Source organism: Afipia massiliensis, from assembly GCF_001006325.2.
GTDB classification, from domain to species: domain Bacteria; phylum Pseudomonadota; class Alphaproteobacteria; order Rhizobiales; family Xanthobacteraceae; genus Afipia; species Afipia massiliensis_A.
On sequence record NZ_LBIA02000001.1, the window covers coordinates 319,028 to 339,994 of the forward strand.

Genomic DNA, 20,967 nt, shown 5'->3' on the forward strand with positions numbered 1-20,967 from the left:
ACTATAGTTGAAGAAAGTTTTTACTTCCGTCAAGCTTGCAGCAGATGAGCCGACGGAAAGCTGGCGAGGTTGTTCTCGATGCCGAGAGCATAGCCCTTAGCGGGAGGTTACCAGAATGAAGCAGGTTTCGAAGTTGTCGAGTCGTTTTCTCTGCCGTGCGGCCATGTTCAGAAACATGGCCGGCGCAGCCTTCTCCACAGCGTTGTTGTTTTCATCCGGCGCACTGGCTGCAGACCCGATCAAGATCGGGCTCGTCACTGCCCTTTCGGGGCAATCGGCCCGGGCTGGCGAGGCGTTGACCCGCGGAGCCACTATCGCCATCGAAGAGATCAATGCAAAGGGCGGCGTCCTTGGCCGGCCGCTCGAACTGGTCCGCCGCGACGACGAAAGCAATCCGGCCAAGGGGCTGATCGCAGCGCGCGAACTGATCCAGCGCGAGAAGGTTGCCGCGCTGATCGGCGGCCTCGACACTCCGGTCGCCCTCGCGATTGTACCGTTCGTCAACAACGCCAAGATGCCTTTCGTGGTGCCATGGGCCGCCGGCACCGCCATCACCCAAAATGGTGCCAGCTCGAACTATGTATTTCGCGTCTCGGCCATGGACGATGAAGTCGACAAGGCTATCGTTCAGTTCGCGCGCAAGACCTACGACACCAAGAAGCCCGGCCTGATTCTCGTCAACAATCCCTGGGGCGAGTCGAACGAGCATGGTCTCAAGTTGGCAATGAAGGCCGCTGGTACCGAACCGGCCGGGATCGAGAAGTTCGAAGGTAACGACGTAGATGTCGTGCCGCAGCTATCGCGGCTGAAGCAGGCCGGAGCTGACACGCTCTTCCTGGTCGGCAACGTCGGTCCGGCTTCACAGGTGGTGAAATCGCTTGACCGCATGGGCTGGGCACCGCCGATCGTCTCCCACTGGGGCCCCGCCGGCGGCCGCTTCACCGAACTCGCAGGCCCCAACGCCAAGAACGTGATCTTCGTGCAGACCTACAGCTTCTTCGGCGACCTCTCACCTGCCGGCAAGAAGGTCATGGCGGCATTGCAAGCGAAGTATCCCGACATCAAGGGACCTGCAGATGTCACTCCGGCTGTCGGCGTTGCCAATGCCTATGACACCGTCCTGATGATCGCGAGCGCAATCCAGAAAGCCGGCAAGACCGACCCGACAGCGATCCGTGACGGCTTCTATGCAATCGACCGTGTCGATGGCCTGATCAAGACCTACGAGAAGCCCTTTACGCAGACAAAGCACGATGCCCTCACGGAGAACGACTACATCTGGACCCGGTTCGAGGACAACCGCATCCTGCCGTTCGTAAAAAAGTAAACCGGCTCGTTAGTCGACAACCAGCACAGGCTCGCACATGTCAATTCTTCCTGCGATTATCACAGGATTAGCTCTCGGCAGCATGTACGGGCTGCTCGCGCTTGGCTTTCACGTTACTTACGCAGTATCCGGCACGGTAAATTTCTCCCAGGGAAGCTCAATGACCCTGGGCGCCGTGGCCGGATACTTTTTTCTTGTTCTGTGGGGTTGGCCGGGCGCTCTCGGGATTCCGGCTGTCCTGGCGATCTGCGCCCTCTATGGCCTCATCATCGAACGCTACGCCGTGCGTCCGTTCGTGCAACGCGGATCTGACAACTGGCTGATGGCCACCGTTGCCGTCGGCATCATCGTCGATAACCTGATGCTGTTTGTATTCGGCAAAGAGCCTCGTGGCTTTCCATCGATCCTCGCAGTGAAACCGATCCAGATCGTCGAAGGAGCTGGCGTCTACCCGCTTCAGCTTCTGATACCTGTGGTCGGCCTGCTGCTGGCGACGGGTCTTCACCTGTTCACCCGCCGTACGCGCCACGGCGTCGCCATGCTGGCGGTCGTGCAGAATCCAAATGCAGCGCGCCTGATGGGCATCGATGTCAGCCGCGCCATCGCGGCGAGCTATGCGGTGTCGGCCGTTCTCGCCGGGATCGCGGCACTTCTGATCGCGCCATTGTTCAACGTCTCTTCGGATATGGGGACGCTGTTCGGCATCAAGGCATTCGCCGCCGCGATCATCGGGGGTCTCGGCAGTGCATGGGGGGTTATGCTGGCCGGACTTTGTCTTGGCCTCATCGAGGTGTTCGCCACCAGCTATCTCGGCTCGGTCTATACCCAGATCATCACCTTTGCTTCCGTCATTGTCATCCTCGTAGTTCTGCCTCACGGGCTGCTCGGCCGCGCTGGAGTTAAAAAGGTATGATGTCCCGTACATCCCTCCTCGCCGCCGGCGCTGTGCTGGTGGTCGCCCTTGGCTATACGGCGATCGCCGATAGCTACGCGGTCTTTCTTATCGCCACCATTTCTCTGACGGCGATTGCCTGCATCGGCCTGAATGTTCTGCTCGGACTGGCTGGACAGATCTCGCTGGGTCATATCGGATTCATGGCGATCGGCGCCTACACAACGGTGCTTCTGATGGAAAAGGCCGGCTGGCCCTATCTGGCAGCCACCGCAGCAGGCATCGTCCTTGTCAGTATCATTGGCGGCCTTCTCGCCATGCCGGCGCTACGTGTCAGGGGACCGTATCTCGCCATGGTCACGATCGCGTTCGGCTTCATCGTCGAGCATGGCACCGTCGAGTGGCGCGATCTCACCGGCGGCGGCAACGGCCTCGTCCTGACCGCTCCACCGACAATTTTCGGTATGCCGTTGTCGGAACGTGGCCTCGCGATCGCCAGCGTCGTTCTGGTCTTCGCCGGCATCATCCTGTTCGATCGGCTCAAGCGCAGCGGCTGGGGTTACGCCATGCGCGCTGCGCGCGATTCCGAGGTTGCGACACGTTCGATCGGTATCGACCTCGTTCGCGTTCGGACCATGGCTTTTGTCATTTCCGCCGCGGCCATGGCGCTGGCGGGAGCCTTGTTCGCTCCGCTTCAGGGATATATCAGCCCGAGTTCATTTCCTTTCCTGCAATCGATCTTGTTGCTTTTCGGCGTCATGATCGGCGGGGCCGGATCGGCCCTCGGCCCGGTGATCGGTGCACTCCTTATCGTGCTGCTGCCGGAACTTCTGTCAGATCTGGCGGAATATCGCTTGCTCGCCTTCGGGCTTCTGCTGTTCGCCGTGCTGCGCGTCGCCCCCAACGGGATTGCCGGCCTGATCGCACAGCTCACCGCAAAATTCGTTCCGACATCAAAACCGCAAACCGCGACAGAAGGTATAGGCGCAGTCGGTGAACCGGACGCCCGGCTTCGTGTGGAAGGCAACAGCGTTCCTCCGCTCAACGTGGCGGATCTGTCGATCTCATTCGGTGGCGTCCGCGCGGTGCAGCACGTCTCGTTCACCGCAAAGCCAGGTGATGTGACGAGCGTGATCGGCCCCAATGGCGCGGGCAAGACGAGCGCCCTCAACCTGCTCTGCGGATTTTATCGCCCTAGTTCTGGCACCGTGAAGCTCGGGGATCGCGACCTGACCGGTATGCCGTCGCACGCCCTTGCCCGCGTCGGCGTCGCCCGGACATTCCAGACCACGCAACTGTTCGGCTCTCTCACCATTATCGAAAATGCGCTTCTGGCAGAAACAGCGGGCAAGCTCGGCGGCATTGTCTCGCCGCTGCGCAACCCTGATACGGAACGTTTCGCGCGATCGCTGCTGCGCTTCGCGGGCGTCGATGGTGACCTCGATCGACCGGCGGAGTCCTTGCCGCATGGCGAGAAGCGCCTGGTCGAGATCGCGCGCGCATTGGCATTGCGACCGAAGGTTTTGCTTCTTGACGAGCCGGCCGCCGGCTTATCGAAAGGTGACAAGCAACGTCTGACGACACTGCTGCGCCGCATCGCGGACCTCGGCATCGCGGTCATCATTGTCGAGCATGACATGCCTATGATCATGTCTCTCAGCGACCACATCGTCGTGCTCGACGGCGGCAAGCGCATCGCCATCGGCGAACCGGCCGCCATCCGGAACGATCCTCTCGTCCGGAAGGCCTATCTCGGCGATGCCGCTGCGAGCGAACAACGTCACCGCGCCGCCTGTCAGACCGGGCAAGAGACCATGCTCGAGATCAAGAAGCTCGATGCGTTCTACGGTCTGTCGCAAGCGCTTGAAGGCATCGATGTCGTTGTTGCCAACGGCGAGGCTATCGCCGTTCTTGGTGCAAACGGTGCCGGCAAGACCACGCTGATGCGCTCGATCGCCGGCCTTGAGCCGCCGCGTGCAATGGGCGAGATTCAGCTTTCTGGCAAACGGATCGATAGTTTGCCCGCGCATGGACGGGCTCGTATCGGTGTTGTGCTGGTGCCGGAGGGGCGGCAGGTATTTCCGGAACTTACTGTCCGGCAAAATCTGCAGCTTGGAGCCTTCGCGCGCACCGGTATCGATCTGGATACCGAGGTCGAAGCCATGCTGACGCGCTTCCCGCGTCTCAACGAGCGCATCGATCATCGCGCCGGTCTGCTCTCCGGCGGCGAACAGCAAATGCTGGCAGTCGCCCGTGGCCTGCTGACCTCGCCGAAAGTGCTGATGCTGGACGAACCGTCGCTTGGCCTGGCGCCGCTTGTTGTCGAAGAACTTTTTGCGTCATTCGAAAGACTTCGCGTCGAAGGCATGACGCTCATTGTCGTGGACCAGATGGCCGGACAAGCTCTCGCCCTGGCCGACAGAGCCTATCTCCTCGAGACCGGCGCTATCGTAAAAAGTGGAGCGGCCGGAATTATTGCAGAGGATCCATCCCTCGAAGCCAGCTACCTGGGAGGAGAGGTCCAGACAAAATCCGAACAGCCAACCATTGTGGTGGCATCATAGCGCACATCAGGCACGCTCCGAACTGCACAAGCGGTTCGGATGCCTGATGCTCTCGCCAGCTACTTTGCCGCGCCGATATGGGGAACGAGAGCGATAACATCAACTTCGAGCCGCGTTCCTTGACCGAGCAATGAGCCAACCCCAACAGCGGTGCTCGCTGGCGGCTCCTTGCAATCGATGAAGATTTCGACGCGAACGCGATTGAAGCCATCATAGTCGGCAAGATCAGTCAAATATGACGTCGTCTTAACGATATCGGTGATTGCGGCGTTGTGATCCTTAAGCACCGCGGCAACGCGCGCGAAAATTCGGCGGGTTTGCTCCTCAATGTTGTCGCGCGCATCATCGTCGTGACAGATGACGCCGGACAGCAACAGCAAATCACCGCTGGGGCCAAGCGGAATGCGGCGCGCGGGCGAATATCTCGGTCTGGCAGGCGCAAGATTGGTCATCTCGAATGATCCCTTTTGCTGAATCATCAGGGCCATCGTCCCGATGATCTTTGCAAATCAGCTTCATCGCCGCCCGTTGCTGGCGGCGTTCGATGTCAGAACCTACCATTAGCGGGTTCATGAAGCTCCCGCCAATCCCCTCATCATCCCTTCTCTTGTATGGTTCACATCGCCTTGACGATGTTCTCGGTCATTTTCTTGGCGTCGCCGAGCAGCATCATGGTGTTGTCAAAAGCGTTTCGCAGGATTTCAGATACGTTTTCTGGTTATGATGTTTCACAATCGGGATCGATTCTCGAGCTTGATGACGTGATTCCTAAACGGCCGCCGCTCCGCAGGAGTTAAAGCACAACTGTTCAGAGATTGTCAGCACGTCATCGACCTCTATGCCGAGGTACCGCACCGTGCTTTCCAGTTTCGCATGGCCTCGCAGTAGCTACACAGCGCGCGGGTTGCCTATTTTTGCAGCGGCAGCAGGGAATTTCATCTTCAATGCATCAGACAAGCTTCCTAGAACGCGCAGTTTCGTGAAAGCGCGTGAGGCTCCCGCTATGCATGATCCGGCCGCCGAGTGGTCGGCCGATGATCCGTTCCGCAAACAGCGCAGCCTCGATCAGCGCATCGAGATTGACGTCGGTCTCGATTCCCATCTCGTGGGCCATAAACACGATGTCTTCCGTGCAGATGTTTCCGGCAGCCGCGCCGTGCGAGTGGCCGGCAAACGGACAACCTCCAAGCCCCGCGACAGAGCTGTCGAACAGATCTACGCCCATCCGCAACGCCGCATAGAAACTGGCTGGTCCTGCGCCGCGCGTGTCATGCAAATGTAGACCGATGCGTGCGGTGGGCGCCAGTTCACGAACAGCACCAACCCGACGCTCGACCTCGGTCGGTACAGCCCATCCCACCGTGTCCGCCAGATAAATAGCCGGAATTGGACGCCCGTTCTTTCCGAAACGTTCCAGCACCCAGCGGACATTCTCTGTGACGGCTTCAACAGGTACTTCGCCCTGCAGATTGCACCCGAAAGCAGTCATGATGTAGACCGAAGCAATCGCAACGCCCGCGTCATCGTAGAGACGGATCCAGTCATCCTGACGTTTGCGCATCTCTTCGGCGTTGCAGCCATTGTTTTGCAACGCGAACGCGTCGGAAGCGTAAAACAGCAAAACGCCCTTCAGGTCCACGTTCTTCACGGCGGATGCACGCCTGAAGCCCGTCTCGTTGAGCCATAGCCCGGTGTGCTTCACACCCGGAACCTTCTCGATGGCGGCGAAGAACTCGGCAGAATCTGCCATCTGCGGGACGTGCTTCGGGCTCACAAACGAAGCAACCTGAATTTGCTTGAGTCCAGTATGCGATAGCGCGTTGACCAGAGCGACCCGGTCGGCCAGCGGAAAGATTTTCTTCTCGTATTGAAATCCCTCACGTGGGCCTTCCTCGTGAATCTCGATGGCCGCCGGCAAATCACTCATGCAGCATTCTCCACATCGGGCGAGACAACGAAGACGACCTGATCGCGCTCCACGGTCGCATCCACAACACAATCAATGTGGGTGACACATCCTGCCGTTGACGACGCTATCGTCAACTCCATTTTCATCGATTCCATCACCGCAAGTACGTCGCCCGCCGCGATCGACTGGCCCATTTCAACATTGACCGATACGACTCGTCCCATCATCGGCGCTCTCACCTGCCCGTCATTGGCACCGACATGCGCCAGAAGCGAACCAGAAAGATAGGGATGAACCGTGAACCCGGCGTTCGCAACTGCCGACGCAAACCCGGAAAACGTGTCCGACAGCGTAGGTGTCACCGTCATGGCGACATCGTCATAAGCAACAGTTACCTGACCGTCGCTATGAGCGTGGAACGCGAACGTCGTTGTACGGCTCTCAATGCTGACAAGCAGTGCGTCTGGCCGCCCTGCGTAACCGAACGTAACATCATGAGACCGGCCAGGTGCGCCAAGGTGAATAGCAGGAGCAGCAGCTGGCTCCGGCGCTCCGCTTCCCAGTCGCCAGCCAGTTAGCCCCTCGGGCCCACCCCAGATGCGATCATTGCGGCGCGACCAAAGCCACAAACCTGCAGCTATGTGAGCGTCGAGATGAAAGCGAGGCATCTCGACACCCGACGCGACTATATCATCGATGGTACCGGTGTGCACCTCGTTTGTCCGGACGTTGGAATCAGAGACGATCCTGCGCAGGAAGGTCAGATTTGTCGTCACACCGCCGACCGTGCAATCGAGCAGCGCTGCATCGAGCCGCGCATAGGCTTCGATCCGGGTCGCGGCGGTCGCGATCAGCTTCGCGATCATCGGATCGTAGTAAGGCGTTATCGCCATGCCTGCGCTGATACCTGCATCGACACGAACCATATCGGTCAGCCGCAGGTTTTCGATGGTGCCGGTCGAGGGCAGAAATCCATTGTCGGCATCTTCCGCATAAAGCCGCGCCTCGATCGCGACACCTGATACCCTCACATCGGCCTGAGCAAGCGGCAAGGCACCGTCCGCGACCGCACGAATTTGCAGTTCAACCAGATCCAGCCCCGTGACGCTCTCGGTGACGGGGTGTTCGACCTGAATGCGTGGATTGACCTCAAGGAAGAACGCATCGCCGTCCTTGACGATGAACTCGACCGTGCCAAGTCCGGCATAGCGGACCCTCTCTCCGAGCCGCACCGCATGGGTAAGAATACTTTCACGCAAGGCTGGATCGAGGCTGAGGACCGGTGCTTCCTCGATCACCTTCTGGTGCCGGCGCTGCAGACTGCATTCACGATCGAACAGATGGACAACGTTGCCCTGGCCATCGCCAAGAATCTGAACTTCGATATGCCGCGCGTCCGGCAGGAACTGCTCGACGATCAGGCTCGGGTCGCCGAACGAACTCTTGCCTTCACGCATCGCAGCCTGAATGTCGGCAAGTGCGGTCGCTGCGCTGTTCACCACGCGCATGCCCTTGCCACCGCCGCCGGCCGCTGCCTTGAGCAGCACGGGAAGCTTCATCCCCACGACCGCGTGCTCGATCTCCTCGATCGATGCACTCGGTCTGTCGGTACCCGGCACCACCGGCACACCGGCAAGCTTGGCGATCTGTTTTGCAGAGGCCTTGTTGCCAAACTGACGCAGTACTTCCGGTGACGGCCCGATAAAGGCAATTCCCTTCTTTGCAAGCGCGTCAGCGAAGTCGCCATTCTCAGCAAGAAAACCATAGCCCGGGTGAACGGCATCCGCGCCTACACGAGAGGCGGCTTCCACGATGCGGTCGATAACGAGATAGCTTTCGCTGGCGGGCGCTGCACCGATCTCGATCGACTCACCAATCTCGCGCACATGCAGTGCGGTACGATCAGCGGCCGAATGCACCGTGGCGACCTGGATTCCGAGCCTGCGGCAGGTTCGCGCAACCCGGCAGGCAATCTCTCCGCGGTTGGCGACAAGAATTTTCTTAAACATGCGATTGCCGCCTTACATTCGGAACACGCCGAAGCGCGTATCGCGACGCGGCGTCCGGCTGGCCACATCAAGCAGGAGAGTCATGACTTCGCGCGTTTCACCCGGCTCGATGACGCCATCGATCCACAGGTTGCGCGCGAAGTTGTACGCATTGGCGAAAGTTTCGTATTCACTGCGGATGGGTGCCTTGAAAGCTTCTTCGGCCTCAGCCGTCCACTCCTTGCCACTGCGTTCAACGATCTGGCGGCGCACCAGCGCAAGCGTGGTAGCCGCCTGCTCCGGCCCCATGATGGCGGCGCGGCCGTTCGGCCACATGAACATAGCGGTCGGTTTGAACGCGCGACCGCACATGGCGAGATAACCTGCGCCATAGGAGCCGCCGATGATAATGGTGTACTTCGGCACCGATGCGGAGCTCATCGCGGTGATGAATTTCGCGCCCGCCTTTGCGATGCCACCTGCTTCCGCTTCCCGCCCCACCATGAACCCGGAGACATCGGCAAGAAACAGCAGCGGCACATCGCGCTGACAGCACAGATTGATGAAATGCGTCGCTTTCAACGCGGACTCGGTGAACAGCACACCGGCATTCGCCAACACGCCGACCTGATGGCCGTTTATGCGGCCAAATCCAGTGATCAGCGTGTTGCCGTACTCGGCTTTAAATTCCTGCAGCTCGCCGCCGTCGAGAAGACACTTGAGAATTGCGCGCGTATCAGTCGGCTTACGGGCGTCCCGGCTGACGATTTCATAAATGCGGTCGGCCGGATGCTGCGCAAGCACAGGGGCACTCTGCTTCCATCGCGATGGCGCAAGCGGCTGGAGCTCCGCAACGATGCTTCGGGTAAGCGCGAGCGCGTGCGCATCGTTTTCTGCAAGATGATCGGTCACACCGCTGACGCGGCTGTGCATCATGGCTCCTCCCAGAGCCTCCGCATCGGTCTGTTCGCCAGTAGCTGCCTGCACGAGCTGAGGCCCACCGAGATACATGAAGCCCTGTCCGCGAACGATGACCACCTCATCGCACAGCGCGGGAATATAGGCGCCGCCCGCAGTGCAGGCTCCGAGCACGACTGCGATCTGCGGAATCCCATCGGCCGACATGCCAACCTGATTGTGGAAGATCGAACCAAAGAGCCCTTCATCAGGAAAAATGTTGGCTTGATCGGGAAGAAATGCACCACCGGAGTCCACGAGCGTAACGCAAGGCAACCGGTTTTCCCACGCGAAGCGCTGCGCACGCACATGCTTGCGGCACGTCATGCCGAAATAGGTGCCGCCCTTCACCGTAGCATCATTGGCGATAATCATGCAGGGGCGACCCGAGATGGTGCCCACGCCCGTGATCATGCCCGCGCCCGGAGGGACACCCTCATACAGGCCTTCGCCCGCGAACTCGGCCAACTCGAGAAATGGGGAGCCAGGATCGATCAGCACGTCGATACGCTCGCGCGCCAGCAGCTTGCCGCGTTCACGATGTTTCTTCCGCGCGGTTTCCGGACCACCGATTCGAGCGGCCTTTCGCCGAGCATACAGATCGTCGAGCAGCTTGCGATAAGCTTGGCGATTGAGCTCCGCCTCGGAGACCGGAGGCTGTATTCCCGCTGCCTGATTAGCCATGATCACCAGTTCCTTTTAGCGACGGCATCTCGCGAAGCGTCAGTGACACTTTCTTGGCGCCTGGCTTTTCGAAGAAATTCGCAGCAACCACCGTCACATCCGCCTTGACAGACAGCGCATTGCGGATCCGCTCCTCAGCCGAGCGCTTGAGCGCAGCATCAGATGCCGGATTTGCCGCCTCACTGCGCTCCACAATCACCTTGAGATTGTCCTGCGTGGTGTGGCCGGCGAAGTCCGCGACAACGCGCATCACGCGATTGGTCTCAGGCATCGACGCCACGATGTCCTGAACCGCCGATGGAAACAGATTGACCCCGCGCACGATGAGCATGTCGTCAGTGCGGCCGAAACACCGGACTGCCGGTGTGGTACGCCCACCCCGCTTGCCGTCGTTGGTCACGACAACATGATCTCCGCTCCGGAAACGCAACACCGGCGAGGCTTCACGGCCGAGCGATGTGTAAACCAGTTCTCCGGTCGTTCCCTCCTTGAAAGGGCGCACATCTCCGCTCTCCGGATCGATCAACTCGACCAGGATGTGATCTGGACCGACCATGTACATACCGTCTTCGGTATTGCTCTCCGCCCAATAGGTGCAGCCGAGATCGGTACCGCCCATCAGCTCGCGGCACGTTGCATTCCAGCGCTGCTCGATGGCCTGACGAACGGCCGGAATGCCGCCGCCCGGCTCGCCGCCGACGATCAGACATTCGACGCCGAGGTCGCGCGCCTCGAAGCCGGTGAGCTCCTTGGCCATGTCCGCCAGAAACAGTAGGAAATTCGGGGTCCCGACGATACAGCGCGGACGGAGATCACGACAGGCGATCAGCAACCGGTCGAAGCCGCCGTCCGCGCCGATCGGAATGTCGCGTGCGCCGAGGTATTGGATCGCCTGAAAGATCGGGATGCCGCCGACGAAACCCTTGCTCATGGAAAAGCCGTGCAGCACAAGGTCGCCCGGCCGCATGCCGCACGCGAACAATGCGCGCGCCGTCATTTCCTGCCAGGCCAAGACATCGTTTTCCGTCAGACCAACATAAGACGGGCTGCCTGTGGTGCCCGACGACGCCTGAATCTGCACAACATCTTCGAGCGGCGCAGCCAGATGCTCGCCGAGTGGCGGCGCCGCTGCAAGGCTTGCGCGCAGGTCCTGCTTGGTAGTGAACGGAATCCGCGCAAGGTCATCGATCCTACGGATGCTGCTGACATCGATTCCGGCTTCGCGAAATCGCCGCCGGTAGAGAGTCGAGCGCGCATCGAGGTAGTCGAGCTGCCTGCGCAGGCGCTCCTCCTGAAGGCCACGGATAGCCGCAGCAGGCGCCGTTTCAACACCACTGAACGTGGTGGCGATCCCATGCGAGAATGCCAACGGTTTGCGATATCGCATTTTCATTGTCCCTTCATCGGCAGTCGCAGCCGGCGGCGAACGTTGCGTAGCTCGATAGCTACCCGATCACCCGCAATTAAACAAGCGGTTGACCGTTTCTTTATACAGGTAAACTACCGCGCAAACCCGCGTCTACCCTCACTTTTTAACGAGACCGATGCCGCGCAGCACAAGCTCGCGATAGACTTCGATCAGCTGCTCTTGAGAGAGACGGCCGCGCGGCCTGTACCAGGTGCAGACACCGGTCAGCATCGCGATAATGGCGTAGGTCGTAACCTTGGGGTCCCGGACTTTCCAAACCTTGTCCTTGTTGCCCCACTCGAGGATATCACGCAGCTTCTTCTCGTAGGTTTCGCGAAGCCCCACGATCTCCGTGGAGTGTGATGGAGACAGGCTGCGAAGCTCCATATTGCCAATAAACACCTCTTCCCGGCGGGCCGTGTGCCAACGCAGATGAAACGCAATGAACGCTTCCAGCGCCGCCAGCGGCGTCTCGGGACCGTCCACCTCCTTCGCGAGCCCGTCGAGCAGCTCAACGAGAACTTCCTTCAGCAGCAGGTAAAGGAAATCCTCCTTATACTTGATATAGTTATACAGAGAGCCAGCCTGGATTCCGACGTCGTCGGCGAGGTCCCGCAGCTTCATTGCCTCGAACCCGTGCTGATAGATCCGCTTGATGGCAGCTCGACGGATCGCTTCCTTGGTTTTGACTCCCGTCGAGCCTGTCGTTCTGGCCATCAATTGATCCCTTCCAGCGTCGATTCTCCGGCTGCCATTATAGCACTCATCGCAAGGCCAATCGCGCCGGCTGGCCGCAGCCGGCGCGATCCTGCTATCAAGGCGCCCGGACGAACCGCGCGTTCTTGGTGTCGCTCACCATGACACTGACGGGAGAGTCCGAAAAATGCTTGGTCGGAGAGAAGCCGAACGGGGCTGTAGCGCCGTTCACCGAGAACCTACGGCCGCTTTCCAGTTGGGCAATGACGCAATCTCGCGTGAGGTCCTTCTCGCAGGAGCGGATTGACTGAATAAGAATGCTGGCGCCGCTATAGGAGGCCATCGTGTAGCGGTTGACCTTCTTCATTTCGTCCGCAGTGAGAAACTTCTTCGCGGCGGCAACGAATGGCGCCGCCTCCGGGTCCGACAAGTCAGCCATGTAATCCGCGGTATAGTAGCCATCGCCTGCGTCACCGGCCAACTGTTGCACGATCGGCAGATGCGCGGTCCACACCGTGGACACCCGCAGGTCCGTCATACCGAGTTTCTTGGCTTCCTTGAAGATTGCTACGTTCTCAGCGATGATCCCGCCGGACACGAGGAAGTCGACCTTCTCCTTCTGCACGCGAAGCATCTCGGCGGAGAAATCCTTCTGGCCGCGCTTGTAGGGGATCTCAACTACGCTCTTGAGGCCGAATTCCTTCACTGCGCGCTCGTAGCCGAGCTTGTTGTTCGCGCCGAAATCGTCGTCCTGATAGATCAGACCGAATCGGGCATCCTTCTTGTTGAGCTTTTCCACCGCATACTTCACACCAGCATGGATCGCATTGCCGTAGTCGGTGCCGATGACGAAGACGTTCTTCTTCACCGGATTGTAAGCCTGCTCGGCCGGATTGATCGTAACCAGGGTCAGCACCTTCTGCTCGATGAACATCGGAAGCATGGCGTTCAAGTGGCTGGTGCCCGATGTGCCGGTGATTGCAAACACGCCGTCTGCAAGCAGCTTTTGAGCTGCCTGGAACGACCGGGCCGGGACATAACCGTCGTCCTCCGTGAGCGCGACGATCTTGCGGCCGGCCGCACCGCCCGAAGCATTGGCTTCGGCGAGCGCGATTTTGGTGCCGAGATAATGGGCTTCACCTGCGAAGCTTACAGGGCCCGTCAGCGGGAGAATTTCACCGATACGGATTTCCGTCGCGGTAAGTCCCGGCTCTGCCGCATGCGCAACTCCCGCGAGCGCTCCGAATACGACAACACCCGCGATTCTTCTCATCAAACGCATTCCTGCCTCCCTTGTTGATTTGTTTGTCTCAGTATCGAAATGGCCAGTTGCTCCAGAGACGCTTCGCGTCCCGCCACAGCCCCATCAAGCCGTCTGGCTGAACGCGCAACACCACCACGATGACGATGCCGTACAGCAGTCCACGGACCTCGAGCGCACGGGTCGAGAACACCTCGGTGAGGCCACTGCCCAGCGTGTCGAAAAGCCAGCGCGTCACCTCCGGCAGCAACGACATGAAGATGGTGCCGAGGATCGCTCCAGCGATCGAACCGAGCCCACCGACGATAATCATGGCCAGCGCCTCGATGCTGACGAGCAGCGCGAAGCTGTCGACGTTGATGTAACGCACCTGATACGCGCTGAGTGCGCCAGCTGCGCCCGTAAAGAACGCCGAGATCGCAAAGGCCATCAGCTTGTAGGAAACCTGATTGATGCCCATCATCTCCGCGGCAGTATCGTGATCGCGGATCGCTGCGAACGCGCGCCCCACCCGGCTACGCATGATGTTCATCGCGGCGACCACAAACAACACGGTCATCGCAAGACTGAAGTAGTAAAATGCGGTCTTGGTTGCGAGCGGAAACCCGAACAACGTCGGCGCCGGCAGAAACAGCCCGGCCGAGCCGCGCGTGAGCCAATCCAGATTAAGGATGGTGTGCGTAGCGATGACAGTGAAGGCGAGTGTCGTGATCGCGAGATAGAGTCCCTTAAGACGTAACGACGGAACGCCGACCAGCAGGGATAGCAGTGCCGCGAATAGCCCACCGCTTATCATTCCAGGGATGATCGACAGCGAGTAGTCGACCGCGAGAATGCCCGCGGTATATGCGCCGATCGCCAGGAAACCGGCCTGCCCCAGCGAAATCAGCCCGCACACGCCGGTGAGCAGATTGAGGCCAACAACGCCAATGGCTGTAATCAGGATCGTTGTCGCCAGCGTCAGAAAGTATGGGCCAACGACCGCAGGCAGCGCGAGGCACGCCAACAGCAGAACACCGGTCCAGGCTTTGACGGTCGCCGAGTCGGTGAAAGCGACAAGCTCCGTGTAACTCTGCTTAAAATGACCTGCGCGCATCAGACTCGCTCCACATCACGGGTTCCGAACAGTCCGAACGGACGGATCATCAGAACCACCAGAATGATCACAAAGCCGATGATCTCTTTCAGGCCACGGCCGATGTATCCCTCGCCGATATTTTCCAGAATCCCGATGATGAATCCGCCGATAGCCGAACCGCCTACAGCGTCCAACCCGCCCAGAATTGTTGCGGGGAATGCGCGCAAGCCAAATGCAGACATATCGGGACCGATCTCATAGATCGTCGACACCAGCAGGCCAGCCAGTCCTGCAGTCGCCGCGGCGAGCGCCCAGGCCAACGCGTAGATCCGGCGCACGTCGATGCCCATCAACAGCGCGACCGTCTCGTTGTTCGCCGCGGCACGCATGGCGATGCCCGAGCGGGTATAGCGATAGAACATCGCAAAGCCGGCCATGATGACGACAAGGAAACCGATGGCGATGACTTGTGCCAGATAAAGACGGATCGGCCCGAAAACGAGGACGCTATCACCCGGCTGCGCCGGAAACTCGAGCGGAGCGGCGCCCCAGATCAGCACCACGATCGAGCGGATAACAATCGCCAAGCCCACCGTCATCATCACGATGGCGATGGTCGGCTCGCCGATCATTGGCCGGATCAAGAGCACCTCGACCAGCAGCCCGATGACGATAGAGATGATGATGACGATCGGTACCAGCGTCCAGAAGCCGACTCCGGTATGAACCGCAATGGTGTGGGCGAGATAGGCATTCAGCATCATCATCTCGCCGTGGGCGAAGTTGATGACGCGCGTTGCCTTGTAAATGACGGCAAAGCCGATGGCCACAAGACCATAGACCGCGCCAACAGCGAGCCCGGATCCGAAAAGTGCGAAGAAATAGTTCACGCCCTTGCTCCGTAAATCTCGACGATCTCATTCACGAACTTCTGCTCGATCGCCTTGCGCCGGACCTTCATGGTGGCCGTCAGCTCGCCGTCGTCGTGGTCGAGCTCCTTGGTCAGCAACGAGAACTTGCGCACCTGGGAGACACGCGCGAAGCGGGAGTTGGCGGCGTTAACCTCGTCATCGATCAGCTCGCGTACCTCCGGCAGGAGAGTGAGGCTGCGATAGGTTGTGAAAGACAGCGCTTTCTCCTGCGCCCACTTGCCGACGGAGTCGTAATCGACCTGAATCAACGCAGCGACGAAGTTGCGGCCGTCGCCGACCACGATCGCTTCGCGGATATAGATGCTCTCCTTCAGCGCATGCTCGACTTCGGATGGCGAAATGTTCTTGCCGCCTGACGTAATGATCAGGTCCTTCTTGCGATCGATGATCTGCACCTCGCCATCGACAATCCGCGCGATGTCGCCGGATGCGAGCCATCCGTCGTTCAGCACCGCCGCAGTTGCCTCTGGCGCGTCGAGGTATCCAAGGAACACCGTCGGTCCCTTCATCAGCAATTCGCCGTCGTCTCCGAGGCGATACTGCAGCGAGGGGATTGGCACGCCGACGCATCCAAACGCGGTGTGCTCGGGCTGCTGCACCAGAGCAACGGCGGCCGTCTCGGTCATTCCATAGACCTGATAGATCGGAAGCCCGATCGCGCGGAAGAACAGCAAGGTTTCCGGAGAAACAGACGCCGCCCCGCAGAAGCACACAGCAACCCGGTGCAAGCCGGAGAATCTCTGAATGTTGCGGAACATCAGCAGGTGCAGCAGTTTGCCAACCAGCTTGTCGCGGAGTCCCCTTCGGTATCCGCCGGAAGCGATTTCGCGACGCGCAATCGGCATCGCCAGAGCGAGTGCTGCCTGATATGCCCAGCGATGGAACGGATAGGATTCCTTGATCTTGATCGTGATGGTTTGCTGAAGCTTTTCCCAGATACGCGGCACGCCGAGAAACAGCGTCGGCCCGATTTCGCGCAGATCCATCGAGACGGTATCCACCGACTCCGCGAAATTCACCACCGAACCGCAGCACAACTGCATCACAGTCGAGAACGAGCGCTCTGCAACGTGACACAGCGGGAGATAGCAAAGTACCTCGAGATTCTTCCCGTCGTAGCCGAACGTGTCGACCACACTGCATCCGGCAACCAGCATGTTGCGATGGGAGAGCATCGCGCCCTTCGGCGCGCCGGTCGTGCCGGACGTGTAGACAATGATCGCGGGATCGTCCGGCGAACAGGCTGCCGACTGCGTCCGGTAGTTGACGAGCACTGCTGGGTCGCTCTCGGCCCTGCGCTGGCCGCGTTCGATGACTTCGGCGATACTGACGAGGCCATCTTCCTCATAGCCACGCATGCCCTTGTCATCGACGTAGATGACCCACTTCAGGTTAGATAGACCATGCTGTTTGCGCGCTTCCAGAATTTTGTCGACCTGCTCCTGATCTCCGCACACCACGACGCGCGATCCGGAATGCTCAAGAATGTAGGCAAGCTCCGCCCACGGGCTCGTCGGATACAATCCCACACAGATGCCGCCGAGCGACTGCGCCGCCATGTCGGCGTACATCCACTCTGGAATTCCCTCGCCCGCGATAGCAAGACGCTCACCCTCGCGAAAGCCGAGGTCAGCGAGACCGAGCGCCAGAAGCTCGACGTTGCGCGAATACTCGCCCCACGTAATCCGCTTCCAGATCCCAAAATCCTTCTCGCGGAACGCGAGGGCGTCCGGCTGGATTTCGCTCCACAGCTTCACCAGTTGCGGAATTGGCAGTGAGCCCGCGCGCGCCTGATCGCGAATCGAAGCCGTCATGCTGCGTCGCTCCTCGCATTACCCAAATACGCTGCCATCACCCGCGGATCTTGCGACACCTCCGACGGCGTGCCCTCACCGATTTTCTTGCCGAATTCGAGAACCACGACCTGATCGGAAATATCCATCACGATCCCCATGTCGTGCTCGACCATCAGCACCGTGACGTCGAGTTGCTCTTTGATATCGAGAATGAAACGGGCGATATCTTCGGTCTCTTCCTGGTTCATTCCGGAAACCATCTCGTCCAGCAGCAGCAGCCGCGGGTTCATCGCGAGCGCACGTCCAAGCTCAACGCGCTTCTGCAAACCATAAGACAAGGTTCCGACGGGCAGATCGCGAACGCTCTGGATTTCGAGAAAGTCGACGATCTCCTCGACGCGGCGCCGCGCCTCGATCTCCTGCTTGCGCACGCAACCCCAATACAACGCTGCCGTCAGAGGGTTGGCCGACAATTGCGAATGCATCCCGACCAGAATGTTGTCGACCACGGAAGCATGGGCAAAAACCGCGAGGTTCTGGAATGTGCGCCCGAGCCCCCTATGCGCCATGCGATGGGCCGGCAGACCGGTGATCGCCTCGCCTTCGAAGCGCACTGTTCCGCGCGTCGGCGGCACGAGACCACTGATCATATTGAAGACCGTGGTCTTGCCCGCGCCATTCGGCCCGATCAGGCTGCAAATCGTGCCGCGCTTCACGGAGAACGAGACGTCCTGAACCGCGTGCACGCCGCCGAAGGACTTGCCAAGCTGACTGACTTCAAGAATTGCGTTCACGACAACCACCGCTTGCGACGCTTGTAATGTTTCACATCGCGCATACTGCGGCGGACTCCCTTGGCACCAAGACCAAGATAGAACTCGCAAACGTCTTCATTGCGCTTCAGCTCTTCCGAGGTGCCGTCGAGCACGACCCGGCCATTCTCCAGAACAAATGCGTTGCGCGAAGCATCGAGCGCGAGGCTCGCGTTCTGCTCCACCAGCAGCACAGTGAGACCGCCTTCGCCACTTAGCCGCCTCACTGCAGCGTAGATCGCTTCAGCCATCAGCGGCGCAATCCCCAGCGACGGCTCATCGAGCATCAGCAATCGCGGATTGGCCATCAACGCCCGCCCGATTGCGACCATCTGTTGTTCACCACCAGAGAGATAACCGGAGAGAACCGTGCGGCGATTCTTGAGCTGCGGGAAAAGCTGGTAGATTTCTTCGAGGCGGCGAGCGATGTCGGCCCGGTTGGTGGTATGGCCCCCGACCACCAGATTTTCTTCCACGGTCAGCTCAATGAAAAGCTTCCGGCCTTCCGGAACATGCGCGATGCCGAGCCGCACGATGTCGTCCGGGGCGAGTTTCGTAAGATCACAGCCTTCGAACCGGATTACGCCATCGCGGATCTTGCCGTCCTCGGGATAGAGCACGCCGGAAATAGCTTTCAACAGCGTGGTCTTGCCCGCGCCGTTGGCGCCGAGCAACGCCGTAATACCGCCCGCGGTCACATTCAACGACGCGTTGCGAACGGCCTCGATGGCGTTGTTGTAAACCACCTGAAGGTTTTCAACCTCAAGCATTTGTTTCCCCATGTGGGCCTCAAGGGCCTTCAGTCACGACAGCTATCAGCGCTCCGAACAACGCGCAAGAAAAAAACGGTTGCCCGCCCGTTTCAATGCCAGGACGGACTTCGCTTTTCAAGGAATGCAGTCAGGCCTTCGCGCGCGTCGCCGCTTTCCCACGTGCCGACAAGCGCGCTGGTCGCGTCTTCGATTGCGGCATCAAGGCCGCGCGCGCCGGTGCGCCGAAACAACCGCTTGGTCTCAGCGATCGCGGTTGGCGAAGACCTCAGTACCGCTCGCAGCTCGGCCTCCACGGCAGCATCAAGATCGCCGCGCCCGACAACATGATGCACCAGGCCGGCGTCAAGCGCCTTCTGCGCCGGCATCGGATCGTGCCCCGTCAAGAAGTGCGCGCGCGCCTGCGCCTCACCCAGACGGCGAACGACAAACGGCGAAATCATGGCGGGAATGATCCCCAGCCGCACCTCGGACAAGCCGAAAACCGCTTCATTGCAGGCCACCGCGATGTCGCAGGCACAAACGAGGCCAAAGCCACCGCCGATCGCCGCGCCATTGACGCGCGCAATCACAGGCTTGGGAGATGAGTCGATCGCAACCAGAAGCTTGCCGATTCGGCTGGCATCTTCGCGGCGCTGCTCCGAAGACTGATCGAGAATTCCGCGCATCCAGCGCAGGTCGCCGCCGGCGCTGAAACTCTTGCCCTCACCGGTCAGCACCACCGCACGCACTTGAGGCATCGCTGAAACGGATTCAACCGCATCGGTTAACGCCACCACAACTTGCGGATTCCATGCATTATGGACATGGGGGCGGTTGATCGTAATGCGCGCCACGCCGCGTTCGTCGATATCGCGGATCACAACATCCGCTTCAGCATCGGAAGAAGATTCGATGGTCACAGCACACCTCATTAAACAAACGGTTGACCGTTGCTTTATTAGATGGGATTTGCTACCGCGTCCAGACAGACATCGGACAACCGGAAAGGCGCCACCGCACTCTACGAACGAATCCACAACCCGCCGTGCCGTTCTTTCGATGCGCGGGGCGCCAGAAGCTGAACACTCCTGACCATTATTCAACGGAGAACATGATGCCTCGCGAGTTTTCCACCATTGAACTGACCATTGACGAGCAGGTCGCGACGATCTGGCTGAACCGGCCGGAAAGCGGCAATGGCATCAACCTTCAGATGATGACGGAGTTCAAAACTGCCGCCTTCGATCTTGAAGCCAATCCGGATATCCGCGTGGTCATCCTGCGCGGACGCGGCCGGCATTTCTCGGTCGGTGGCGACATGGCAATGTTCACGGAAGCGGGTGATGCATTACCGCGCGTGATTGCAGACGTTATAACGAATTTCCACGATGCGTTGCTCTCCTTGCGGCGCTCGACAGCAGCATCCATCGCGGTCGTGCATGGCGCCTGCGCCGGGGGCGCTCTGTCGCTGGCACTCGCCTGCGACTTCGTGGTCGCGGAAGACAAGGCGAAGTTCGCCGCAGCCTACCGCAAGCTCGGGGCCAGCGCCGATGGCGGGATGACTCATGCCCTGACGCGCGCGCTCGGGCAGCGCCGCGCCCTCGAACTCCTGCTGTTGAGCGACACGTTTACCGCCTCAGACGCACTGCAGATGGGCCTGGTCAATCGGTTAGCGTCGTCCGACAACCTTGAGTCGGAAGTCGTCCGCATGGCCGGCATCCTGCGCGGAAATGCACCGGCCTCCGTGCGCGCCTTGAAGGGTCTTACCTATCAGGCTCCGACGACCTCTTTTGATCAGCAACTGTCCTCCGAACTCGCGGCATTCGCGCAGTGCGCAGGCACGGCCGATTTCCGCGAGGGCGTCAGCGCCTTCGCGGCGCGCCGGCAACCTGTTTTCAAGGGAGCGTAATA

17 protein-coding genes are annotated in these 20,967 nt (G+C 59.9%); 4 read left to right on the plus strand and 13 right to left on the minus strand.

The features are described from left to right. The first annotated feature begins 163 nt into the window (after window positions 1–163). The 3 genes from YH63_RS01400 to YH63_RS01410 are packed head-to-tail and all read left to right on the plus strand — an operon-like array spanning window position 164 to window position 4,783. Window positions 164–1,327: an ABC transporter substrate-binding protein gene (locus YH63_RS01400; RefSeq protein ID WP_433995107.1), complete on the plus strand. Its 1,164-nt coding sequence runs from the start codon at window positions 164–166 to the stop codon at window positions 1,325–1,327. 37 nt (window positions 1,328–1,364) lie between these two features. Further along, complete coding sequence (locus tag YH63_RS01405) at window positions 1,365–2,240, plus strand: branched-chain amino acid ABC transporter permease (RefSeq protein ID WP_046829148.1); 876 nt, start codon at window positions 1,365–1,367, stop codon at window positions 2,238–2,240. Then, window positions 2,237–4,783 (plus strand): branched-chain amino acid ABC transporter ATP-binding protein/permease, encoded by a 2,547-nt coding sequence (locus YH63_RS01410; RefSeq protein WP_046829147.1) that lies wholly within the window; start codon window positions 2,237–2,239, stop codon window positions 4,781–4,783. The genes YH63_RS01405 and YH63_RS01410 overlap by 4 nt, the downstream gene beginning before the upstream one ends. Window positions 4,784–4,842: 59 nt before the next feature. Here YH63_RS01410 and YH63_RS01415 read toward each other — a convergent pair whose 3' ends face one another. The 13 genes from YH63_RS01415 to YH63_RS01475 form a co-directional block, all read right to left on the minus strand. Next, a complete protein-coding gene (locus YH63_RS01415) occupies window positions 4,843–5,271 on the minus strand; it encodes a RidA family protein (protein WP_052753885.1) in 429 nt (142 codons plus the stop codon). A 461-nt stretch (window positions 5,272–5,732) separates the two neighbouring features. Beyond that, complete coding sequence (locus YH63_RS01420; protein ID WP_046829146.1) at window positions 5,733–6,710, minus strand: hydroxymethylglutaryl-CoA lyase; 978 nt, start codon at window positions 6,708–6,710, stop codon at window positions 5,733–5,735. Beyond that, window positions 6,707–8,701: an acetyl/propionyl/methylcrotonyl-CoA carboxylase subunit alpha gene (locus YH63_RS01425; protein WP_046829145.1), complete on the minus strand. Its 1,995-nt coding sequence runs from the start codon at window positions 8,699–8,701 to the stop codon at window positions 6,707–6,709. Before YH63_RS01425 ends, YH63_RS01420 begins: the two co-directional genes overlap by 4 nt. A gap of 12 nt (window positions 8,702–8,713) precedes the next feature. Then, window positions 8,714–10,321 carry an acyl-CoA carboxylase subunit beta gene (locus YH63_RS01430; RefSeq protein WP_046829144.1) on the minus strand — a complete coding sequence of 536 codons (1,608 nt, stop codon included), beginning with the start codon at window positions 10,319–10,321 and terminating at the stop codon, window positions 8,714–8,716. Then, window positions 10,314–11,708, minus strand: coding sequence for a phenylacetate--CoA ligase family protein (locus tag YH63_RS01435; protein WP_052753915.1), 1,395 nt, complete (start codon window positions 11,706–11,708; stop codon window positions 10,314–10,316). Before YH63_RS01435 ends, YH63_RS01430 begins: the two co-directional genes overlap by 8 nt. Before the next feature lie 138 nt (window positions 11,709–11,846). Next, window positions 11,847–12,446, minus strand: coding sequence for a TetR/AcrR family transcriptional regulator (locus YH63_RS01440; protein ID WP_046829143.1), 600 nt, complete (start codon window positions 12,444–12,446; stop codon window positions 11,847–11,849). Between the two features lie 97 nt (window positions 12,447–12,543). Continuing rightward, window positions 12,544–13,698 (minus strand): ABC transporter substrate-binding protein, encoded by a 1,155-nt coding sequence (locus tag YH63_RS01445; RefSeq protein WP_170978644.1) that lies wholly within the window; start codon window positions 13,696–13,698, stop codon window positions 12,544–12,546. A 37-nt stretch (window positions 13,699–13,735) separates the two neighbouring features. Beyond that, complete coding sequence (locus YH63_RS01450) at window positions 13,736–14,782, minus strand: branched-chain amino acid ABC transporter permease (protein WP_046829141.1); 1,047 nt, start codon at window positions 14,780–14,782, stop codon at window positions 13,736–13,738. After that, window positions 14,782–15,654 (minus strand): branched-chain amino acid ABC transporter permease, encoded by an 873-nt coding sequence (locus tag YH63_RS01455; protein ID WP_046829140.1) that lies wholly within the window; start codon window positions 15,652–15,654, stop codon window positions 14,782–14,784. Before YH63_RS01455 ends, YH63_RS01450 begins: the two co-directional genes overlap by 1 nt. Then, on the minus strand, window positions 15,651–17,510 hold the full coding sequence (locus YH63_RS01460; protein ID WP_046829139.1) for an AMP-dependent synthetase/ligase: 1,860 nt from the start codon (window positions 17,508–17,510) through the stop codon (window positions 15,651–15,653). The genes YH63_RS01455 and YH63_RS01460 overlap by 4 nt, the downstream gene beginning before the upstream one ends. Further along, entirely contained in the window at window positions 17,507–18,286 is a 780-nt protein-coding gene (locus tag YH63_RS01465) for an ABC transporter ATP-binding protein (protein WP_046829842.1), read from the minus strand. Before YH63_RS01465 ends, YH63_RS01460 begins: the two co-directional genes overlap by 4 nt. Beyond that, window positions 18,283–19,074, minus strand: coding sequence for an ABC transporter ATP-binding protein (locus YH63_RS01470; protein WP_046829138.1), 792 nt, complete (start codon window positions 19,072–19,074; stop codon window positions 18,283–18,285). Before YH63_RS01470 ends, YH63_RS01465 begins: the two co-directional genes overlap by 4 nt. 92 nt (window positions 19,075–19,166) lie before the next feature. Further along, window positions 19,167–20,093, minus strand: coding sequence for an enoyl-CoA hydratase-related protein (locus tag YH63_RS01475; protein ID WP_246657989.1), 927 nt, complete (start codon window positions 20,091–20,093; stop codon window positions 19,167–19,169). A gap of 77 nt (window positions 20,094–20,170) precedes the next feature. Here YH63_RS01475 and YH63_RS01480 point away from each other — a divergent pair, with 77 nt between their 5' ends. Then, on the plus strand, window positions 20,171–20,965 hold the full coding sequence (locus YH63_RS01480) for an enoyl-CoA hydratase/isomerase family protein (protein WP_170978646.1): 795 nt from the start codon (window positions 20,171–20,173) through the stop codon (window positions 20,963–20,965). The last annotated feature ends 2 nt before the right edge of the window (window positions 20,966–20,967 follow it).

What these genes read in the sequence shown, in the direction of transcription:
- YH63_RS01400 (WP_433995107.1), top strand. Translation starts at nt 164, where the DNA reads ATGTTCAGAAACATGGCCGGCGCAGCCTTCTCCACAGCGTTGTTGTTT.
- YH63_RS01405 (WP_046829148.1), top strand. Translation starts at nt 1,365, where the DNA reads ATGTCAATTCTTCCTGCGATTATCACAGGATTAGCTCTCGGCAGCATG.
- YH63_RS01410 (WP_046829147.1), top strand. Translation starts at nt 2,237, where the DNA reads ATGATGTCCCGTACATCCCTCCTCGCCGCCGGCGCTGTGCTGGTGGTC.
- YH63_RS01415 (WP_052753885.1), bottom strand. Translation starts at nt 5,271, where the DNA reads ATGGCCCTGATGATTCAGCAAAAGGGATCATTCGAGATGACCAATCTT.
- YH63_RS01420 (WP_046829146.1), bottom strand. Translation starts at nt 6,710, where the DNA reads ATGAGTGATTTGCCGGCGGCCATCGAGATTCACGAGGAAGGCCCACGT.
- YH63_RS01425 (WP_046829145.1), bottom strand. Translation starts at nt 8,701, where the DNA reads ATGTTTAAGAAAATTCTTGTCGCCAACCGCGGAGAGATTGCCTGCCGG.
- YH63_RS01430 (WP_046829144.1), bottom strand. Translation starts at nt 10,321, where the DNA reads ATGGCTAATCAGGCAGCGGGAATACAGCCTCCGGTCTCCGAGGCGGAG.
- YH63_RS01435 (WP_052753915.1), bottom strand. Translation starts at nt 11,708, where the DNA reads ATGCGATATCGCAAACCGTTGGCATTCTCGCATGGGATCGCCACCACG.
- YH63_RS01440 (WP_046829143.1), bottom strand. Translation starts at nt 12,446, where the DNA reads ATGGCCAGAACGACAGGCTCGACGGGAGTCAAAACCAAGGAAGCGATC.
- YH63_RS01445 (WP_170978644.1), bottom strand. Translation starts at nt 13,698, where the DNA reads ATGAGAAGAATCGCGGGTGTTGTCGTATTCGGAGCGCTCGCGGGAGTT.
- YH63_RS01450 (WP_046829141.1), bottom strand. Translation starts at nt 14,782, where the DNA reads ATGCGCGCAGGTCATTTTAAGCAGAGTTACACGGAGCTTGTCGCTTTC.
- YH63_RS01460 (WP_046829139.1), bottom strand. Translation starts at nt 17,510, where the DNA reads ATGACGGCTTCGATTCGCGATCAGGCGCGCGCGGGCTCACTGCCAATT.
- YH63_RS01470 (WP_046829138.1), bottom strand. Translation starts at nt 19,074, where the DNA reads ATGCTTGAGGTTGAAAACCTTCAGGTGGTTTACAACAACGCCATCGAG.
- YH63_RS01480 (WP_170978646.1), top strand. Translation starts at nt 20,171, where the DNA reads ATGCCTCGCGAGTTTTCCACCATTGAACTGACCATTGACGAGCAGGTC.